This window comes from Agromyces sp. Y558 (assembly GCF_059445415.1).
Genome location: NZ_JCAIUH010000001.1, coordinates 1,513,855 through 1,532,187 on the forward strand (window position 1 = coordinate 1,513,855; position 18,333 = coordinate 1,532,187).

At 67.4% G+C, this 18,333-nt stretch carries 13 protein-coding genes and 1 pseudogene; 13 read left to right on the forward strand and 1 reads right to left on the reverse strand.

The genetic code is table 11. The annotated features are described in order from the left end of the window. Positions 1-52: 52 nt before the first annotated feature. From AC1C2T_RS07050 to AC1C2T_RS07085, 8 genes and pseudogenes are all read left to right on the forward strand, one after another. Positions 53-1,171 (forward strand): substrate-binding domain-containing protein, encoded by a 1,119-nt coding sequence (locus AC1C2T_RS07050; RefSeq protein WP_495384745.1) that lies wholly within the window; start codon positions 53-55, stop codon positions 1,169-1,171. Between the two features lie 466 nt (positions 1,172-1,637). Then, positions 1,638-2,351 (forward strand): annotated as a pseudogene (locus AC1C2T_RS07055) (L-ribulose-5-phosphate 4-epimerase); the annotation flags it as partial. Positions 2,352-2,515: 164 nt separating this feature from the next. Next, a complete protein-coding gene (locus tag AC1C2T_RS07060; RefSeq protein WP_495384746.1) occupies positions 2,516-4,132 on the forward strand; it encodes a xylulokinase in 1,617 nt (538 codons plus the stop codon). Between the two features lie 45 nt (positions 4,133-4,177). Continuing rightward, positions 4,178-5,692: an L-arabinose isomerase gene (gene araA / locus AC1C2T_RS07065; RefSeq protein ID WP_495384747.1), complete on the forward strand. Its 1,515-nt coding sequence runs from the start codon at positions 4,178-4,180 to the stop codon at positions 5,690-5,692. A 190-nt stretch (positions 5,693-5,882) separates the two neighbouring features. Continuing rightward, the gene (gene chvE, locus AC1C2T_RS07070) at positions 5,883-6,962 is read left to right on the forward strand and encodes a multiple monosaccharide ABC transporter substrate-binding protein (RefSeq protein WP_495385403.1); all 1,080 of its coding nucleotides are present in this window, start codon (positions 5,883-5,885) and stop codon (positions 6,960-6,962) included. A 134-nt stretch (positions 6,963-7,096) separates the two neighbouring features. Then, positions 7,097-8,623: a multiple monosaccharide ABC transporter ATP-binding protein gene (gene mmsA, locus AC1C2T_RS07075; RefSeq protein WP_495351399.1), complete on the forward strand. Its 1,527-nt coding sequence runs from the start codon at positions 7,097-7,099 to the stop codon at positions 8,621-8,623. 46 nt (positions 8,624-8,669) lie between these two features. Continuing rightward, a complete protein-coding gene (gene mmsB, locus AC1C2T_RS07080; RefSeq protein ID WP_495384748.1) occupies positions 8,670-9,911 on the forward strand; it encodes a multiple monosaccharide ABC transporter permease in 1,242 nt (413 codons plus the stop codon). A 28-nt stretch (positions 9,912-9,939) separates the two neighbouring features. Then, complete coding sequence (locus tag AC1C2T_RS07085) at positions 9,940-11,007, forward strand: LacI family DNA-binding transcriptional regulator (RefSeq protein ID WP_495384749.1); 1,068 nt, start codon at positions 9,940-9,942, stop codon at positions 11,005-11,007. 8 nt (positions 11,008-11,015) lie between these two features. Here the strand turns inward: AC1C2T_RS07085 and AC1C2T_RS07090 are convergent, their stop codons facing one another. Next, on the reverse strand, positions 11,016-11,771 hold the full coding sequence (locus tag AC1C2T_RS07090) for a hypothetical protein (protein ID WP_495360961.1): 756 nt from the start codon (positions 11,769-11,771) through the stop codon (positions 11,016-11,018). A gap of 276 nt (positions 11,772-12,047) precedes the next feature. Between AC1C2T_RS07090 and AC1C2T_RS07095 the strand changes: the two genes are divergently transcribed. From AC1C2T_RS07095 to AC1C2T_RS07115, 5 genes are all read left to right on the forward strand, one after another. Next, positions 12,048-13,037 (forward strand): ABC transporter substrate-binding protein, encoded by a 990-nt coding sequence (locus AC1C2T_RS07095; RefSeq protein WP_495384750.1) that lies wholly within the window; start codon positions 12,048-12,050, stop codon positions 13,035-13,037. A gap of 340 nt (positions 13,038-13,377) precedes the next feature. Further along, on the forward strand, positions 13,378-15,090 hold the full coding sequence (locus AC1C2T_RS07100) for a sugar ABC transporter ATP-binding protein (protein ID WP_495360959.1): 1,713 nt from the start codon (positions 13,378-13,380) through the stop codon (positions 15,088-15,090). Beyond that, positions 15,087-16,133 (forward strand): ABC transporter permease, encoded by a 1,047-nt coding sequence (locus AC1C2T_RS07105; RefSeq protein WP_495384751.1) that lies wholly within the window; start codon positions 15,087-15,089, stop codon positions 16,131-16,133. The genes AC1C2T_RS07100 and AC1C2T_RS07105 overlap by 4 nt, the downstream gene beginning before the upstream one ends. Continuing rightward, positions 16,130-17,161: a galactofuranose ABC transporter, permease protein YjfF gene (gene yjfF / locus AC1C2T_RS07110; RefSeq protein WP_495384752.1), complete on the forward strand. Its 1,032-nt coding sequence runs from the start codon at positions 16,130-16,132 to the stop codon at positions 17,159-17,161. Before AC1C2T_RS07105 ends, yjfF begins: the two co-directional genes overlap by 4 nt. A gap of 24 nt (positions 17,162-17,185) precedes the next feature. Then, complete coding sequence (locus tag AC1C2T_RS07115; RefSeq protein ID WP_495384753.1) at positions 17,186-18,262, forward strand: LacI family DNA-binding transcriptional regulator; 1,077 nt, start codon at positions 17,186-17,188, stop codon at positions 18,260-18,262. Positions 18,263-18,333 lie beyond the last annotated feature (71 nt).

Genomic DNA, 18,333 nt, shown 5'->3' on the forward strand with positions numbered 1-18,333 from the left:
TCGTCACCGTCCAAGAGAAGTCCGACAATCCCAATCAGAAAGTGAATGATCAATGAAGAAAATCACTCTTGCGGCTACCGCCCTCGCTGCGGTCGCTGCACTCGCCCTCGCGGGTTGCGCGGGTGGCGACCGTGGCGGCGACACGGGCGAAGCGTCCGACGCTGCCGGTTTCGCAGCCGATTCGACGATCGGTGTCGCACTGCCCGACAAGACGTCGGAGAACTGGGTACTGGCCGGCGGCCTGTTCGAAGACGGACTGAAAGAGGCCGGCTTCAAGGGCGACGTGCAGTACGCGCCCGCCTCGAACACCGTCGCCGAGCAGCAGAACCAGATCTCGGCCATGGTCACCAACGGTGCGAAGGTCATCGTCATCGGTGCGAAGGACGGCAAGCAGCTCGGAACGCAGCTGCAGCAGGCTGCCGACGCCGGCGTCACGATCATCGCCTATGACCGTCTGATCGAGAACACGCCGAACGTCGACTACTACGTCGCGTTCGACAACTTCAAGGTCGGCCAGCTGCAGGGCGAGGCGCTCCTCGACGGTCTCGAGCAGCGTTCGGGCCACGGGGCTCCGTGGAACATCGAACTGTTCTCGGGCTCGCCCGACGACGCCAACGCCGCCGTGTTCTTCAACGGCGCCATGGAGGTTCTCCAGCCGAAGATCGACGACGGCACCCTCGTCGTCGCCTCGGGCCAGACCGACATCGCCCAGACGGCGACGCAGGGCTGGGAAGCCGAGAACGCCCAGAGCCGCATGGACTCGATCCTGACCTCGACGTACGGGACCGCCGCCATCGACGGTGTGCTCTCGCCGAACGACACGCTCGCTCGCGCGATCATCACGTCGGTGAATCAGGCCGGCAAGGACATCGCGACCATCACGGTCACCGGTCAGGACTCCGAGGTCGAGTCGGTCAAGTCGATCATGGCCGGGGAGCAGTTCTCGACCATCAACAAGGACACGACCCTCCTCGTGGAGCAGACGATCAAGATGATCCAGCAGCTCCAGAAGGGCGAAGAGGTCGAGGTCAACGACACCGAGCAGTACGACAACGGCGAGAAGATCGTTCCCGCCTTCCTGCTCGCGCCGGTCATCGTGACGAAGGAGAACGCGGCTGAGGCATACGCCAACAACCCGAACCTCCTCGAGATCGTGAACGCGGCGGGCTAGTCACCCCACGCACGTCGGCCCTCGCCCCTTCGGGAGCGGGGGCCTTCGTCGTGCCACGGGTGCTTCGTGTCACGGATGCTGCGTGGTGGTGGGTGCGGATGCTGCGTGGTGGTGGGTGCTGTGGTGGGTGCGGATGCTGCGTGGTGGCGGGTGCTGTGTGGTGATGTTGCGTGGTGGCGGGTGCTGTGGTGGGTGCGGATGCTGCGTGGTGGCGGTTCGTCTTGACGCGGGCCCGGAGCGACCGTGCACAACTCCGGAGCAGGCGTGCCGACACGCCGTCAACGGGTCACGACTCGCCGGGCGAGGCATCCGTGGTCCGGAATTGTGCACGGCAGGGCGGGCGGATGCCGCGGCATCCGCCCGCCTGAGTCGGAATCGGGCAGCGTGAGCCGAGGTTTTGCAGCGGTCGTCGTGAGCGCTAACATAGGGCTTCGTTAGCGCTAACGCAATCGACGAAGGAGTCTCTATGAGCGGCACGGCGCCCGAGTTCGCGCGCGAGGTCCAGGCCGCGATTACGCGGATTCGCGACGATGTCTCCGCGCTGCACGGCGAATTGACCCGCTACGGACTCGTCGTCTGGACGGGCGGCAACGTCTCGGGCCGGGTGCCGGGCGCCGACCTCTTCGTGATCAAGCCCTCTGGCGTCTCGTACGACGAGCTCGCACCCGAGAACATGATCCTCTGCGACCTGAACGGCAACGTGATCCCGGGCACGCCCGGCTCCGACCGAAGCCCGTCGAGCGACACAGCGGCGCACGCGTACGTGTACCGGCATATGCCAGAGGTCGGCGGCGTCGTGCACACCCACTCGACCTTCGCCGTCGCGTGGGCGGCGCGCGGCGAAGAGATCCCGTGCGTCATCACGGCGATGGCCGACGAGTTCGGCGGGCCGATCCCGGTGGGCCCGTTCGCGATCATCGGCGACGACTCGATCGGCCGCGGCATCGTCGAGACCCTCACGGGGCACCGTTCTCCTGCCGTGCTGATGGCGAACCACGGTCCGTTCACCATCGGAGCGAACGCGAAGGCCGCGGTCAAGGCTGCCGTCATGGTCGAGGATGTCGCGCGCAGTGTGCACTTCGCCCGCGAGGCGGGGCCGCTCATCCCGATTCCGCAGGACGCGATCGACCGCCTCTACGACCGGTATCAGAACGTGTACGGGCAGGCCGGGGATGCCCGTCCAGAAGGCGCAGCCGGGCAGGCCGGGGATGCCCGTCGAGCAGGCGCAGCCGGGCAGGCCGGGGATACCCGTCCAGAAGGCGCAGCCGGGCAGACCGGGGATACCCGTCCAGAAGGCGCAGCCGGGCAGACCGGCACAGCCGCGCAGGCGGGGGATGCGCGCTGATGGCCGAGCCGACGAACCAGCGGGCCCGTGCCGATGCGGCCGCGGCGATCCTCGAGGGACGCACCTCGCTCGGCATCGAGCTCGGTTCGACCCGCATCAAGGCGTGCCTGGTCGGCGAGGATCCGACCGTCGTGCTCGCCATCGGGAGCCACGAGTGGGAGAACCGCTTCGTCGACCGCGTCTGGACCTATTCGCTCGAAGACGTCTGGTCGGGCTTGCAGGCGGCGTACGCAGACCTCGTCGCCGACGTGCGAGCCCGTTACGACGTGGTGCCACAGACCTTCGGCGCCATCGGCATCTCGGCGATGATGCACGGCTATCTCGCGTTCGATTCGAACGACGAGCTGCTCGTGCCGTTTCGTACGTGGCGCAACACGTCGACCGGGCCGGCGGCCGCCGAGCTGAGCGAGCGGTTCGGGCTCAACATTCCGCTGAGATGGTCGATCGCCCACCTGCAGCAGGCGATCATCGACGAGGAGCCGCACGTTCCCGCGATCAGCTTCCTCACCACTCTCGCCGGATACGTGCACTGGCGGCTCACCGGCCGGAAGGCGATCGGCGTCGGCGATGCATCCGGGATGTTCCCGATCGATTCCGGGGCGCTCGACTACGATGAGCGGCTCCTCGCGAACTTCGACGAATTCGTCGCCGAGCGGGCGCCCGGCATGCGCGTGGCCGAGCTGCTGCCGGAGGTACTCGTCGCCGGACGCGAGGCCGGACGGCTCACTGCCGAGGGCGCGGCGCTCCTCGACTCCTCGGGAAGCCTGCAGCCGGGTGCGCCGCTGTGCCCTCCTGAGGGCGACGCCGGCACTGGCATGGTCGCGACGTGTTCGGTTGCGCCGCGGACGGGCAATGTCAGCGCAGGCACGAGCATCTTCGCGATGGTCGTGCTGGAACGACCACTCCAGCACGCGCACCACGAACTCGACGTGGTCACGACTCCGGCAGGCGATCCCGTCGCCATGGTGCACTGCAACAACGGCGCGAGCGAGTTGGCGGCCTGGGTCGGCCTGTTCACCCGATTCGCCGCGGCATCCGGGGCTGAAGCGCACACCGACGCCGTCTTCGAGGTGCTCTTCCGGGAGGCGCTCGATGGCGAGGCCGACGCCGGCGGGGTGCTCGCCTACAACCACTTGGCCGGGGAGCCGATCGCCGGGCTCACGGAGGGCCGGCCCCTCGTCGTCCGCACTCCCGACAGTCGGCTCACGCTCGCCAACTTCATGCGCGCGCAGCTGTACGGCGTCTTCGGAACCCTCAGCCTCGGCATGCGCGTGCTCGCCGGTGAAGACGTCGCCATCGAGCGGCTGTTCGCTCACGGTGGCATCTTCCGTACCGCCGGTGTCGCCCAGCGGTTGCTCGCCGGCGCACTCGACGCCCCGGTCGCCGTCGGCGAGACCGCCTCGGAAGGCGGTGCATGGGGGATCGCCGTGCTCGCTTCATATCTCTCGGCTGCGCCCGACGCCGACCTCGGCGCCTACCTCGCCGAGAGCGTCTTCGCCCGGGCCGAGTTCGACACCGTGACACCCGTCGCGGAGGACGTGGCCGGCTTCGCGGTGTTCCTCGACCGTTACCGAGCGGGCCTCTCGGCCGAGGCCGCCGCCGTCGAAGCACTCTGACCCCGGCGCATCCGAATCCAACGAACCGACACAGGAAGACGACACATGACCCGCTCGCCCCTCACCACCTCCCTCGACGAGTACGAGGTCTGGTTCCTCACCGGGAGCCAGGGCCTCTACGGCGAGGAGACGCTCGCCCAAGTGGCCGAGCAGTCGCGCGCGATCGCCGACGAACTCGGCACGGGCGTTCCGGTGAAGGTCGTCTGGAAGCCCGTACTCACCGACTCGGATGCGATCCGCCGCCTCGCGCTCGAGGTCAATGCAGTCGACAACGTCATCGGTGTCATCGCCTGGATGCACACCTTCAGCCCGGCCAAGATGTGGATCGCCGGCCTCAACGCACTGGCGAAGCCGCTGCTGCACCTGCACACCCAGGCCAACGTCGAGCTGCCATGGGGCGAGATCGACTTCGACTTCATGAACCTCAACCAGGCCGCTCACGGCGACCGCGAATTCGGCTACATCCAGACCCGCCTCGGCATCGCCCGCAAGACGGTCGTCGGCCACGTGTCGAACCCCACCGTGCAGCAGCAGGTGGAGACCTGGCAGCGCGCAGCGGCCGGTTGGGCGGCATCGCGCACCCTCAAGCTCGCCCGCTTCGGCGACAACATGCGCTACGTCGCCGTGACCGAGGGCGACAAGACCGAGGCCGAGCTGCGCTTCGGTGTGCAGGTCAACACCTGGGGCGTCAACGAACTGGCGGATGCCGTTGCCGCGGCATCCGAGACGGCCATCGACGCCCTCGTGACCGAATACGAGGAGCTCTACGAGGTCGTCCCCGAGCTGCGTGCCGGTGGCGACCGCCACCAGAGTCTGCGCGACGGCGCCGCCATCGAGATCGGACTGCGTTCCTTCCTCGAGGAGGGTGGGTTCGGGGCCTTCACCACGAGCTTCGAAGACCTCGGCGCCCTCAAGCAGCTTCCAGGCCTCGCCGTGCAGCGTCTCATGGCCGAGGGCTACGGCTTCGGCGCGGAGGGCGATTGGAAGACGGCCATCCTCGTGCGCATCGCGAACGTCATGGGTGCAGGCCTGCCCGGCGGCGCGAGTCTCATGGAGGACTACACCTACGACCTCGTGCCCGGGCAGGAGCGAATCCTCGGCGCGCACATGCTCGAGGTGAGCCCGTCGCTGACGACGTCGAAGCCGACGCTCGAGATCCACGAGCTCGGCATCGGCGGCAAGGACGACCCCGTGCGCCTCGTCTTCACTGCCGACCCCGGCCCGGCCGTCGTCGTGGCGCTCTCCGACATGCGCGACCGCTTCCGCCTCACGGCGAACGTGGTCGAGAACGTGTCGGCGCCCGATCTGCCGAAACTGCCCGTCGGGCGCGCCGTCTGGAAGCCGGCGCCCGACTTCGCCACGAGTGCCGCATGCTGGCTGACCGCCGGTGCCGCGCACCACACCGTCATGTCGACCGCTGTGGGCGTCGACGTGTTCCGTGACTTCGCCGAGATCGCTCGCACCGAGCTGCTCGTGATCGATGAGACCACCACCCAGCGCGATTTCGCGCGCGAGGTGCGTTGGAACCAGGCGTACTACCGCCTGGCGCAAGGACTGTGACGAAGCACAGCCGATTCACACAACTGAACACCCGCCGTACGGTCGCTTCGGCCGTCGGCAGCGGATTCGATGCTTCATGGACGACATCGAAGCCGCACACCGCCCAGGTGAACAACGACGTCCATCAGTGAAAGGAAACACAGTGAAGACCACCAAGAAGGTTCTTCTCGCAACGCTGGCAGCGGGCTCGATGCTCGCGCTCGCGGCCTGCTCCGGCGGATCCGGGGACAACGCGGGCGACGGGGGCGGCGACGGCGGCCTCATCGGCGTCGCGATGCCCACCAAGAGCTCCGAACGCTGGATCCAGGACGGCGACGCCGTCAAAGAGCAGCTCGAGGAGCAGGGCTTCAAGGTCGACCTCCAGTACGCGGAGGATGACATCCCCACGCAGGTCTCGCAGATCGAGAACATGATCACCAAGGGCGCGGAGGCCCTGATCATCGCCTCGATCGACGGCACGACCCTCACGCAGGTGCTGCAGGATGCGGCTGACGCCGACATCCCGATCATCGCCTACGATCGCCTCATCCGCGACAGCGAGAACGTCGACTACTACGCCTCGTTCGACAACTACAAGGTCGGTGTGCAGCAGGCCACCTCGCTGCTCAGCGGCCTCGGCCTGACGGACCTCGAGGGCGAGCCGGTCGACGGTGCTCCCGCCGGCCCGTTCAACATCGAGCTGTTCGCCGGTTCGCCGGATGACAACAACGCCACGTTCTTCTGGGACGGCGCGATCGACACCCTGCAGCCCCTCATCGACGACGGAACGCTCGTCGTCAAGAGCGGCCAGACCGACTTCGAGCAGGCGGCGACGCTGCGCTGGGACGGCGAGGTCGCCCAGAGCCGCATGGAGGACATCCTCACGAAGAGCTACTCCGACGGCTCCAAGGTGAACGCGGTGCTCTCGCCCTACGACGGCCTGTCGCGTGGCATCATCTCGGCTCTGACGGACGCGGGTTACACCGTGGGCGCCGAGTGGCCGATCATCTCCGGCCAGGACGCCGAGCTCGACTCGGTCAAGGCCATCAACTCCGGCGAGCAGTACGCCACCATCTTCAAGGACACCCGCAAGCTCGCGGTCGTGGCCGTGGACATGGCGACCGCCTTGCTCAACGGTGAAGAGCCCGAGGTGAACAACACCGAGGACTACGACAACGGCAAGAAGGTCGTTCCGTCGTACCTGCTCGAGTCGCAGATCGTCGTCAAGGACAACATCAACGAGATCCTCGTCGACAGCGGCTACTGGACCGAAGAAGACATCACGGGCTGATCGCCCGGTCTTCCCGATCACGCGCTGATCGACGGTCGCGTGCCGGGGCCCGGTGGCGAGTACTCTCGCACCAAGCCCCGGCACGCGGACGCCTCCGAGCAGTCCAGGCATCCGTCAAGGAAGCAGGAGAATCAATGACGAACATTCTCGAGATGCGCAGCATCACGAAGACTTTCCCCGGCGTGAAGGCACTCTCGGACGTGACCCTCGAGGTCGCGCGCGGCGAGGTGCACGCCATCTGCGGCGAGAACGGCGCCGGCAAGTCCACCCTCATGAAGGTGCTCTCGGGCGTGTACGGCCACGGTACCTATGAAGGAGACATCGTCTTCGAAGACGAGGTGGTCGAGTTCAAGGAGATCACCGATAGCGAAGCCAAGGGCATCGTCATCATCCACCAGGAGCTCGCCCTCAGTCCCTTCCTGTCGATCGCCGAGAACATCTTCCTCAACAACGAGGTCAAGGGTCGCGGCGGGCTCATCGACTGGAACAAGACGAACCACGAAGCTCAGACGCTGCTGCACCGCGTCGGCCTCCGCGACAACCCGACGACGAAGATCATGAACATCGGGGTCGGCAAGCAGCAGTTGGTGGAGATCGCCAAGGCGCTCTCGAAGCGCGTGAAGCTGCTCATCCTCGACGAGCCGACCGCGGCGCTGAACGACGAGGACTCCGATCACCTGCTCGACCTGATCCTGCACCTCAAAGAGCAGGGCATCACGTCGATCATCATCAGCCACAAGCTCAACGAGATCAAGAAGATCGCCGACACGGTCACGGTCATCCGCGACGGCAAGACGATCGAGACCATCTCCAAGGCGGATGTCTCGGAAGAGCGCATCATCAAAGACATGGTGGGCCGCGACCTCGAGCACCGCTACCCCGAGCACACGCCGAACATCGGCGAAGAGCTGCTGCGGGTCGAGGACTGGACGGCGCACCACCCCCAGGACACCTCGCGCGTGATGGTCGACAACGTGAGCATCAATGTGCGCGCCGGCGAGATCGTCGGCATCGCCGGCCTCATGGGCGCCGGTCGCACCGAGTTCGCGATGAGCTTGTTCGGCCAGAGCTACGGATCGCGCATCTCGGGCAAGGTCTTCAAGCGCGGCCAGGAGATCAAGACGCGCACCGTGTCGGAGGCGATCGGCAACGGCATCGCCTACGCCACCGAGGACCGCAAGACCTTCGGTCTCAACCTCATCGACGACATCAAGCGCAACATCTCGATGGCGTCGCTCGGCAAACTCGAGAAGTTCGGCCTCGTGCACGACAACGAGGAGTTCAAGGTCGCCAACGAGTACCGCACCTCGATGAACATCAAGGCGCCGAGCGTGCTCGTGAAGACCGGCAAGCTCTCGGGCGGCAACCAACAGAAGGTCGTGCTGTCGAAGTGGATCTACTCCGACCCCGATGTGCTCATCCTCGATGAGCCGACTCGCGGCATCGACGTCGGCGCGAAGTACGAGATCTACACGATCATCAACCGGCTCGCGGCAGCGGGCAAGGGCGTCATCGTGATCTCCTCCGAGCTGCCCGAGCTGCTCGGCATCTGCGACCGCATCTACGCCCTCTCCGAAGGACGCATCACGGGCGAGCTTCCCATCGAGGAAGCGAGCCCCGAATCGGTTCTCAAGCTCATGACCATGGAGAAGCCCCGCTAGCGCCGACGCTCGCGGCCTTTCCTTCCAGCCCCTCAGAGGAGACAAAATGTCAGACCCAACGCCGACCCAGACGGAGTCCGAGGCCGTCGGCGGCAACATCAATCCGGTCGAGAACAAATTCACCGACCGCCTGAGTCACATCCTGTCGGACCTCGGCAAGAACGGCATCTTCATCGCCCTCATCATCGTGGTGGTGCTGTTCTCCTTCCTGACCGACGGCATCCTGCTGCGACCGCAGAACATCTCGAACCTGATCGTGCAGAACGGCTACATCCTGGTTCTTGCGATCGGCATGGTGATGGTCATCATCGCCGGTCACATCGACCTGTCAGTGGGATCGGTCGCCGCCTTCGTGGGTGCCTGCTCCGGCCTCTTCGCCGTGACGTGGGGCCTCCCGTGGTGGCTCGCCGTCATCCTCTCTCTCGCAATCGGTGCCCTCGTCGGCGTCTGGCAGGGATTCTGGATCGCTTACGTCGGCATACCCGCGTTCATCGTGACGCTGGCCGGCATGCTCATCTTCCGTGGTCTCGCGCTCGTGGTGCTCGGCAACGCCAACATCGGCTCCTTCCCGACGGAGTACCGTGCCCTCGGCAACGGCTTCGTCAACGGCATCTTCGGCGAGTCCGATCCCGACATCTTCACCCTCGGCATCGGCGTCATCGCCATCCTCGCGCTCATCGTGCAGCAGGCGCGCACTCGCCGCGGACGCCAGAAGTACGGCCAGGATGTCGAGCCCATCGTGTGGTTCGTCACGAAGCTCGTGCTCGTCTCGCTGGCCATCGGTTTCTTCGTCTACGCCCTCGCCTCGTACAAGGGCATCCCGGTGACGCTCATCATCCTCGCGGTGCTCGTGATGGTCTACGGCGTCGTGATGAACCGCTCGGTCTTCGGCCGCCACATCTACGCCATCGGCGGCAACCGTCACGCGGCCGAACTCTCAGGCATCAAGACCCGCCGCGTGGACTTCTGGCTGTTCGTCAACATGGGCTTCCTCGCCGCACTCGCCGGTCTCATCTTCACCGCCCGCCTCAACCTCGCCGGCCCGAAGGCCGGTGACGGCTTCGAACTCGAGGCCATCTCCGCCGCCTTCATCGGTGGAGCAGCGGTGCAGGGTGGCGTCGGCACGATCGGCGGCGCGATCATCGGTGGTCTCATCATCGGCGTGCTGAACAACGGCATGTCGATCATGGGCATCGGCATCGAGTGGCAGCAGGCGGTCAAGGGTCTCGTGCTGCTGCTCGCCGTCGCGTTCGACGTGTACAACAAGCGCCGCTCCGGCGGCGCGTAGATCCCGCGTGGTGGGGGAGAGGGATGCGATGACGGATGCACCTGCGCCTGCGCCTGCGCCTTCCGCCGCGGCATCCGCGCGCCGTGATCAGCCGGCCACGATGTTCGACGTCGCCAAGCTCGCGGGCGTCTCGCACCAGACCGTCTCGCGGGTGCTCAACGACCTGCCTGGCGTGAGGGCCTCGACCCGCACGCGAGTGCAGCAGGCGATGGGCGAGCTGTCGTACACGCCATCGCCGGCCGCACGCACTCTGGCATCCCGCCGTTCCCAGACGATCGGCCTCATCACGGCCGGCCGGCCGGACTACGGGCCGTCGAACGCAGCGCTCGGCTTCAACGAGGCCGCCCGCGAGGCGGGGTTCACGGTCACCCAGGTGGCGATGCGTGAGGTGGATGCGACCTCGTTGCGTGCCGCTGTCTCGATGATGGTGCGCCACAACGTCTCGGCGATCGTGCTGATCTCGGGTGAGCGGGCCGCGATCACCGCCACCCGCAGCATCGAGATCGAGGTGCCGCTCGTCGGGTTGGCTTCGGAGCCGGTCGACGGCATGCACCAGGTGGCCATGGACCAGTACGACGGCGCCCGCGTCGCAGTGGAGCACCTCATCGGCCTCGGGCATCGGCGCATCCGCCACGTCGCCGGGCTTCCCGATGCGATGGACGCAGGCGAGCGCGTGCGCGGCTGGGCCGCAGCGCTGCGGGACTACGACCTTCCGGCGTCGGAGCCGATGGTGGGGGACTGGACGTCGGAGTCCGGCTATCGTGCCGGGCAGGCGCTCGCCGCGAACCGAGAGATCGACGGCGGCGAATTCACGGCGGTATTCGTCGGCAACGACCAGATGGCGCTCGGCGTGCTGCACGCGTTCGGTGACGCGGGCATCCGCGTGCCCGAAGACGTGAGCGTGATCGGCTTCGACGATATTCCGGAGGCCGCGCACTTCGCCCCACCGCTGACCACCATGCGGCAGGACTTCGAGGGGCTCGGGCGCGACATCATGGCGAATGTACTCGACGTGCTCGGAGATGAGGAGCATGCTCCCGACCGCATCGCCCGACTTCCCGAGCTCGTGGTGCGCAGCAGTACGGCGCGAGTCTGAGTCGACGGTCAGCGCGGTGCGCTGCTGTTCCCGTCTGTCGCCCCGTCGCCGTCGGCGCTCGCACTGCCGTTGTCAGTGCTCAGGTCGCCGCGCGGATGCGGCGGCACGTCGCTGCGGTCGAAGAGGAACAGGAGCAGGCCGGCAGCCGTGTCAACGAGTTCGGGTCCGCGACCGAAGCTCCAACCGGCATCCGTGGCGCGCAGCGAGTGGCCGCGGATGACGGCCTTGATCTCCACCGGCGCAGCCAGGGCTCGCCGCAGGGCGACGGGGCCGGTCGCCGATGCCGGGAGGGCGAGTTCGATGCCGAGTGGCAGTGCGATGTCGAGGCCGCCGACGACGGCCGTCTCGAGTTGGCGGATGCCCATATGGCCGACGCCGAGCGCTGCGGCCGCCGTGGCGGAGGTGATGACGGCGGCGAGGGCGTCGAGCGTCTCCTCGGGGTTCGTCGCATCGGCTGCCTTCAGGGCGGAGGCCGCCTCGGCGGCGTTCCGGCTGAAGACGTGCTCGGCGAGGCCGAGGGCGGCAGCGGTGATGCGGCCTGTGAAGGGCGTGGTGAGCTGTTGCACGATGAAGGCGGCCGACATCCGCACCGTCCAGCCGCGGCGGAGCGTCGGGACGTGCCACGCTTCAGGCGGCTGCGTGCGGAGACCGTCGACCAGGGAACCGAGAACGGCGGCGAGTTCGGCATCCCAGTGCGAGGACACACCCGACTCGTCTTGCTGCGCCCGCTGGCTGAGCGGCAGGTGGCGCGAGAGGTCGGACATGCCGCCAGCCTACGCGCCGGCACTCCGTTCGGGGATGGATCGGCTCGCGTGCGGGCCGCGGATATGAGCGCTCACATCGGCGCACGCGCTCGTTGACCTCTCGAGCGCCTATCCCAGCCAGAGCAATGGCAACGTCGTGACCAAGACGTTATGAAACTCGTACTTGTGAGCGCTCACAAGTGAGCGCTAACATCCCTAGCACGGCCAGAACGATCTGGTCGGCCGGCGCCAGGAGCTCGCAGCACATCCGAGCCGGATCCCTGAACAAGGAGGTTCATGATGAAGAAGCTGATCGGCATCGCCGCAGCGGCATCACTCGCTCTCGCCCTCGCCGGTTGCGCGAGCGGCGACGGCGGCACGGGCTCCGCCGAAGGCCCCAAGGCGCTCGACGAACTCGTCGTCGGATTCGCCCAGGTCGGCGCCGAGTCGGGCTGGCGCACGGCGAACACGAAAGACATTCAGGCCGCCTTCGAAGAGGCCGGCATCGAGCTCAAGTTCTCCGACGCGCAGCAGAAGCAGGAGAACCAGATCAAGGCGATCCGCTCCTACATCCAGCAGCAGGTCGATGTCATCGCGTTCTCCCCGGTCGTCGAGACCGGATGGGACGCAGTGCTCAACGAGGCGAAGGCCGCCGGCATCCCCGTGGTGCTGACCGACCGCGCGGTCGACTCGCAAGACGACTCGCTCTACGTCTCCTTCCTCGGCTCCGACTTCATCGAAGAGGGCGAGAAGGCCGGCGCCTGGGTGCTCGAGGAGTACGCCGACGCGACCGAGCCCGTCGAGATCATCCAGCTCGAGGGCACGACGGGCGCCGCTCCGGCGATCGACCGCGCCGAGGGCTTCGCCGACGTGATCGCCGAGAACCCGAACCTCGAGGTCGTCGCGAGCCAGACCGGTGACTTCACGCGTGCCGGCGGCAAGCAGGTCACCGAGGCGCTGCTGAAGTCCAACCCGGGCGTCGACCTCATCTACGCGCACAACGACGACATGGGTCTCGGTGCGATCGAGGCGATCGAGGCGGCCGGGCTCGTTCCGGGGCAAGACATCAAGATCGTCACGGTCGACGCGGTGAAAGACGGCATGCAGGCCCTCGCCGACGGCAAGATCAACTTCATCGTCGAGTGCTCGCCGCTCCTCGGGGCGCAGCTCGTCGACATCGTGAAGCAGATCAACGACGGTGAAGAGCCCGAGAAGCGCATCATCACCGAAGAGACGACCTTCACGCAGGAGCAGGCGATCGAGGCGCTGCCCGACCGCCAGTACTGAGAGATTCGAGCGAGCGGATGCCGCGGCATCCGCTCGCTCGTTCTGGGTCGGTTCGACGAAACCGGGCAGTAGGGTTTCGGCAGGCTCAACCCGCACAGACTGCAACCCGTTGGACTGGTTTCGGCTGGCTCAACCCGCAGGGTTCGATCTGGTTTCGGCAAGCTCAACCCGCACAGACTGCAACCGGTCGGACTGGTTTCGGCTGGCTCAACCCGCAGGGTTCGATCTGGTTTCGGCAGGCTCAACCCGCACAGACTGCAACCTGTTGGACTGGTTTCGGCTGGCTCAACCCGCAGGGTTCGATCTGGTTTCGGCAGGCTCAACCCGCATAACCCCCTCGATGGAGAGACTCGTGACCAATGCACCCGCTGCCGCGCCGGTCGTCGAGATGCAGGGCATCTCGATCACGTTCCCGGGCGTCAAAGCCCTCGACGGCGTCGACTTCCGCATGTTCCCGGGCGAGGTGCACTCGCTCATGGGCGAGAACGGCGCCGGCAAGTCGACCCTGATCAAGGCCCTCACGGGCGTCTACGGCATCGACGCCGGCACGATCATGCTCGCGGGCGAACGGGTCTCGTTCAACGGCCCGGCCCAGGCGCAGGCGGCCGGCATCTCGACGGTCTACCAAGAGGTGAACCTGCTGCCGAACCTCACGGTCGCCGAGAACATCATGCTCGGGCGCGAACCTCGTCGCTTCGGCCTCGTCGACTGGCGTGCCACGAAGCGCCGCGCCGCCGAGCTGCTCGACGGCCTGAACCTCGAGATCGATCCCGGATCACTGCTCGGCGACCACTCGCTCGCGGTGCAGCAGCTCGTCGCGATCGCCCGCGCGATCGACGTGCAGGCGAAGGTGCTGATTCTCGACGAGCCGACCTCGAGCCTCGACGCCGACGAGGTGGCCGAGCTCTTCCGAGTCATCCGCTCGCTCAAGGAGCAGGGTGTCGCAATCCTCTTCGTCTCCCACTTCCTCGACCAGGTCTACGAGATCTGCGACCGCCTCACCGTGCTCCGCAACGGCAAGCTCGTGGGGGAGTACCTCACCGACGAGCTGCTGCGCATCGACCTCGTGCAGAAGATGATCGGCAAAGAGCTCGAGACCCTCGACGCCCTCGAGCGGCGGGCGCACGCGGCCGCCGCGGGCGGCGAAGGCGAGGCGGTGACGGATGTCGCTGAGCCGCCGTTCGTCGCCGCGGCCGGCCTCGCCCGTCGTGGCGCGATCGCCCCGTTCGATCTCGACATCGCGCCGGGCGAGGTCGTCGGCCTCGCCGGCCTCCTCGGGTCGGGACGCACCGAGCTCGCCCGCCTCCTCGGCGGCATCGACCGCGCTGACGCCGGCACTCTCTCGATCGAGGGCACGCCGACGAAGCTGCGCACCCCGCGGCAGGCGATCTCGCGGCGCATCGCCTACTCCTCCGAGAACCGTCGCGCCGAGGGTGTCGTCGATGAGCTCACGGTGCGCGACAACATCGTGCTCGCGCTGCAGGCCGACCGCGGCTGGTTCCGCCCGATCCCGAAGAAACGGCAGGAGGAGCTCGCGCAGAGCTACATCCAGGCCCTCAATATTCGGCCGGCGAACCCCGACGCGCTCGTGCGCAACCTCTCAGGCGGCAACCAGCAGAAGGTGCTGCTCGCCCGGTGGCTCGCGATCGCCCCGCACCTGCTGATTCTCGACGAGCCGACGCGCGGCATCGACATCGGCGCGAAGGCCGAGATCCAGAAGCTCGTCTACTCGCTCGCCGAGAACGGCATGAGCGTGCTCTTCATCTCCGCAGAGCTCGAAGAGGTGCTGCGGCTCAGTCACCGGGTCGCGGTGCTGCGCGACCGGCGCATCGTCGCCGACCTCATCAACGACGACCTCGGCGTCGAGGCACTGCTCGCCCTCATCGCCGAGGGCTCTGATTCGCCCGCTGAGCCTGTCGAAGCGGATGCCGCTGGGGATGGCGAACCCCCTTCGACGGGCTCAGGGAACAAACCCCCTTCGACGCGCTCAGGGAACTCGGGGAGCGAACCCCCATCTCACTCACCCACCGACCCGACCGGAGACCGCCCATGAGCGCCATCATCGCTCGCATCGTCGCGAGCCGCCTCTTCTGGCCGGTCGTGATGCTCGTCGCACTGCTCGTGATCAACGTGGTCGCCTTCCCCGGCTTCTTCTCGATCACGATCAAAGACGGGCACCTCTTCGGCAGCCTCGTCGACATCCTCCGCAACGGTGCGCCGACGCTCATCATCGCGGTCGGCATGACGCTCGTCATCGCCACGCGCGGCATCGACCTCTCGGTGGGCGCCGTCGCGGCGATCGCCGGCGCGGTGGCGTGCTCGATCATTCTCGGCTCGCCCGACCCGGGCAGCCCCGCGACGGTAGCCGTCGCCGTGACGGTGGCCCTCCTCATCTCGCTCGTCATGGGCGTGTGGAACGGATTTCTCGTGGCCGTGCTCGGCATCCAGCCGATCATCGCGACCCTCATTCTGATGACGGCGGGCCGCGGCATGGCGATGCTCATCACCGAGGGGCAGATCCTCACGGTGAACAGCCCGCCGTTCAAGGCGATCGGCTCGGGCTTCTGGTTCGGCGTGCCGATCGCGGTGATCATCGCGGCCGTCGTCTTCGGCGTCGCGGCGCTGCTCACCCGGCGCACGGCACTCGGCATGCTCATCGAGTCGGTCGGCATCAACCCCGAGGCGAGCCGCCAGGCGGGCGTGCGGGCGAGGGGGCTGCTGTTCGCGGTCTACACGTTCTGCGCGTTCTCCGCCGCGATCGCGGGGCTCATCCTCACGGCCAACCAGACCGCGGCCGACGCGAACAACACGGGCCTGTTCATCGAGCTCGACGCGATTCTCGCGGTCGTCATCGGCGGCACCTCGCTCGCCGGCGGGCGCTACTCGCTCACCGGCACCCTCGTCGGCGCCCTCGTCATCCAGACCCTCGTCACGACCGTCTACACGGTCGGCATCCCGCCGATCGCGACGATGGTCTTCAAGGCTGCCGTCGTCACCGCGGTGTGCCTGCTCCAATCGCCCACGACGAACGCCGCGCTCGCCGGATTCCGCCGAAGACTGGCACTCAGAGCCGGAAAGGGGATCGCCGCATCATGAGCAGCATCCAAGCCACCGGCGCCACGGGCGCGGGCGTCTCCCTCGGTTCACGCATCGTCGGCGGCATCCGCTCGACCCTGACGAGCCCGAAGTACGGGCCCGTGCTCGTGACGCTCGTGCTCTTCATCGCTGTGTTCGTGATCGGCGGCATCCGCTACCGCGGGTTCTTCTCTGGGCAGGTGTTCCTGAACCTGTTCGTCGACAACGCCTACCTGATCGTGCTCGCCGTGGGCATGACGTTCGTGATTCTCACCGGCGGCATCGACCTCTCGGTCGGTGCGGTCGTCGCCCTCTCGACGATGATCACCGCGAGCCTGCTGCAGGCCGGGTGGACGGCAGGCGCCGTCATCCCGCTCATCCTCGTGCTCACCTCGGTGCTCGGACTCGCGGTCGGACTCATGATCCACGTCTTCCAAGTGCAACCGTTCATCGCGACACTCGCGGCGATGTTCCTCGCACGAGGGCTCTGCTACGTCATCTCCAAAGACTCGATCTCGATCACGGATGCCTCGTTCGTCTCGCTCGCCGTGACGCGCATCCCGCTCGGGGGCAACCTGTCGATCACGCCGAGCGTCATCATCGCGATCGTCGCGGTGCTCATCGCCGTGGTCGTGCTGCACGCCACGCGGCTCGGGCGTACCGTCTACGCGCTCGGCGGCAGCGAGCAGTCGGGGCGCCTCATGGGCCTGCCGGTCGCCCGCACGAAGGTGCTCGTCTACGTGATCTCGGGCTTCTGCTCGGGCCTCGCGGGCGTGCTGTTCTCCTTCTATACGCTCTCGGGCTACTCGCTGACGGCGGTCGGCACCGAGCTCGACGCGATCGCGGCGGTCGTCATCGGCGGCACGCTGCTCACGGGCGGCTACGGCTTCGTGCTCGGCTCGGTGCTCGGGGTGCTCGTGCTCGGGGTCATCCAGACGCTCATCACCTTCGAGGGCACACTGAGCTCGTGGTGGACGAAGATCTTCATCGGTGCGCTGCTGCTCGTGTTCATCATCCTGCAGAAGGTGCTCACGTCGCGGCGGCGGTAGCGGCCCGCCGTCTCGGATAATGAGGTGCAGCAGAGTGCGCGCGGAAGCGCCGGGCAGGAGCCGACGGAACCGGTGAGTGAAGACGACAAGGCGCGCGCGGCCACCATCTTCGATGTGGCGCGGCTCGCCGGCGTATCGCACCAGACGGTGTCACGCGTGCTCAACGACCTGCCGAACGTGCGGCCGGCCACACGCGACCGCGTCGAGAAGGCGATCAAGCAGCTGCGCTACGTGCCGTCGCAAGCGGCGCGCGCACTCGTCACCCGACGCTCACGCACCCTCGGCCTGATCACGACAGGTGCGCCCGACTTCGGCCCTTCGGCCACGGCGCTGCATTTCAATCAGGCCGCGCGCGACGCCCGCTATGCGGTCATCATGGCGAGCCTGCTCGAGACGGATGCCGCGTCGCTACGTGCCGCGGCCGAGATGCTCGTGCGGCAGAACGTCGAGGCCATCGTGCTCATCGCGGCGCACCGCACGGCCGTCGACGCGGTGCAGGGCATCGAGCTCGGGGTGCCGCTCATCGCCGTCGCCTCGCAAGACGGGGGGCTCGCGCACCGGGTCACGCTCGACCAGTTCGAGGGGGCGCGCCGGGCGGCGTCGCACCTCGTGGAGCTCGGGCACCGCGACATCCGTCACCTGGCCGGGCCTGCCGACTCGATGGATGCCGCCGAGCGCGCCCGCGGCTGGCGCGATGTGCTCGCGGCGCACTCGCTCGTCGCGCGTGAGCCGCTCGTGGGCGACTGGTCGCCGGCGAGCGGGTACCGGCTCGGGCTCGAGCTCGCAGCATCCGACCCCGACTTCACCGCCGTGTTCGTCGGCAACGACCAGATGGCGCTCGGGCTCATCCACGCGCTGACCGAGTCGGGGCGCTCGGTGCCCGGAGACGTGAGCGTCGTCGGCTTCGATGACATCCCCGAGGCCGAGCACATCGCGCCGCCGCTGACGACCGTGCGGCAAGACTTCGCGCTGCTCGGCCGCGACGCGGTCTCGGCGGTGCTGACGGTGCTCGGCGACGAGCAGGCCGAAGACCTGCCTGTGCGGGCGCCGACCCTCGTGGTGCGGGCGTCGACGCGGGCCATCGACCCCGTATTCCGCTGATCGAGGGGCGAGCGCCGCGAGATCCTGTCCCGCTTGCCGTGCACAACTCCGGAGTTCGCCGTAGACACGCC

What these genes read in the sequence shown, in the direction of transcription:
- AC1C2T_RS07095 (WP_495384750.1), top strand. Translation starts at nt 12,048, where the DNA reads ATGATGAAGAAGCTGATCGGCATCGCCGCAGCGGCATCACTCGCTCTC.
- AC1C2T_RS07050 (WP_495384745.1), top strand. Translation starts at nt 53, where the DNA reads ATGAAGAAAATCACTCTTGCGGCTACCGCCCTCGCTGCGGTCGCTGCA.
- AC1C2T_RS07105 (WP_495384751.1), top strand. Translation starts at nt 15,087, where the DNA reads ATGAGCGCCATCATCGCTCGCATCGTCGCGAGCCGCCTCTTCTGGCCG.
- yjfF (WP_495384752.1), top strand. Translation starts at nt 16,130, where the DNA reads ATGAGCAGCATCCAAGCCACCGGCGCCACGGGCGCGGGCGTCTCCCTC.
- AC1C2T_RS07090 (WP_495360961.1), bottom strand. Translation starts at nt 11,771, where the DNA reads ATGTCCGACCTCTCGCGCCACCTGCCGCTCAGCCAGCGGGCGCAGCAA.
- araA (WP_495384747.1), top strand. Translation starts at nt 4,178, where the DNA reads ATGACCCGCTCGCCCCTCACCACCTCCCTCGACGAGTACGAGGTCTGG.
- AC1C2T_RS07060 (WP_495384746.1), top strand. Translation starts at nt 2,516, where the DNA reads ATGGCCGAGCCGACGAACCAGCGGGCCCGTGCCGATGCGGCCGCGGCG.
- AC1C2T_RS07100 (WP_495360959.1), top strand. Translation starts at nt 13,378, where the DNA reads ATGGAGAGACTCGTGACCAATGCACCCGCTGCCGCGCCGGTCGTCGAG.
- mmsB (WP_495384748.1), top strand. Translation starts at nt 8,670, where the DNA reads ATGTCAGACCCAACGCCGACCCAGACGGAGTCCGAGGCCGTCGGCGGC.
- chvE (WP_495385403.1), top strand. Translation starts at nt 5,883, where the DNA reads ATGCTCGCGCTCGCGGCCTGCTCCGGCGGATCCGGGGACAACGCGGGC.
- AC1C2T_RS07085 (WP_495384749.1), top strand. Translation starts at nt 9,940, where the DNA reads ATGACGGATGCACCTGCGCCTGCGCCTGCGCCTTCCGCCGCGGCATCC.
- mmsA (WP_495351399.1), top strand. Translation starts at nt 7,097, where the DNA reads ATGACGAACATTCTCGAGATGCGCAGCATCACGAAGACTTTCCCCGGC.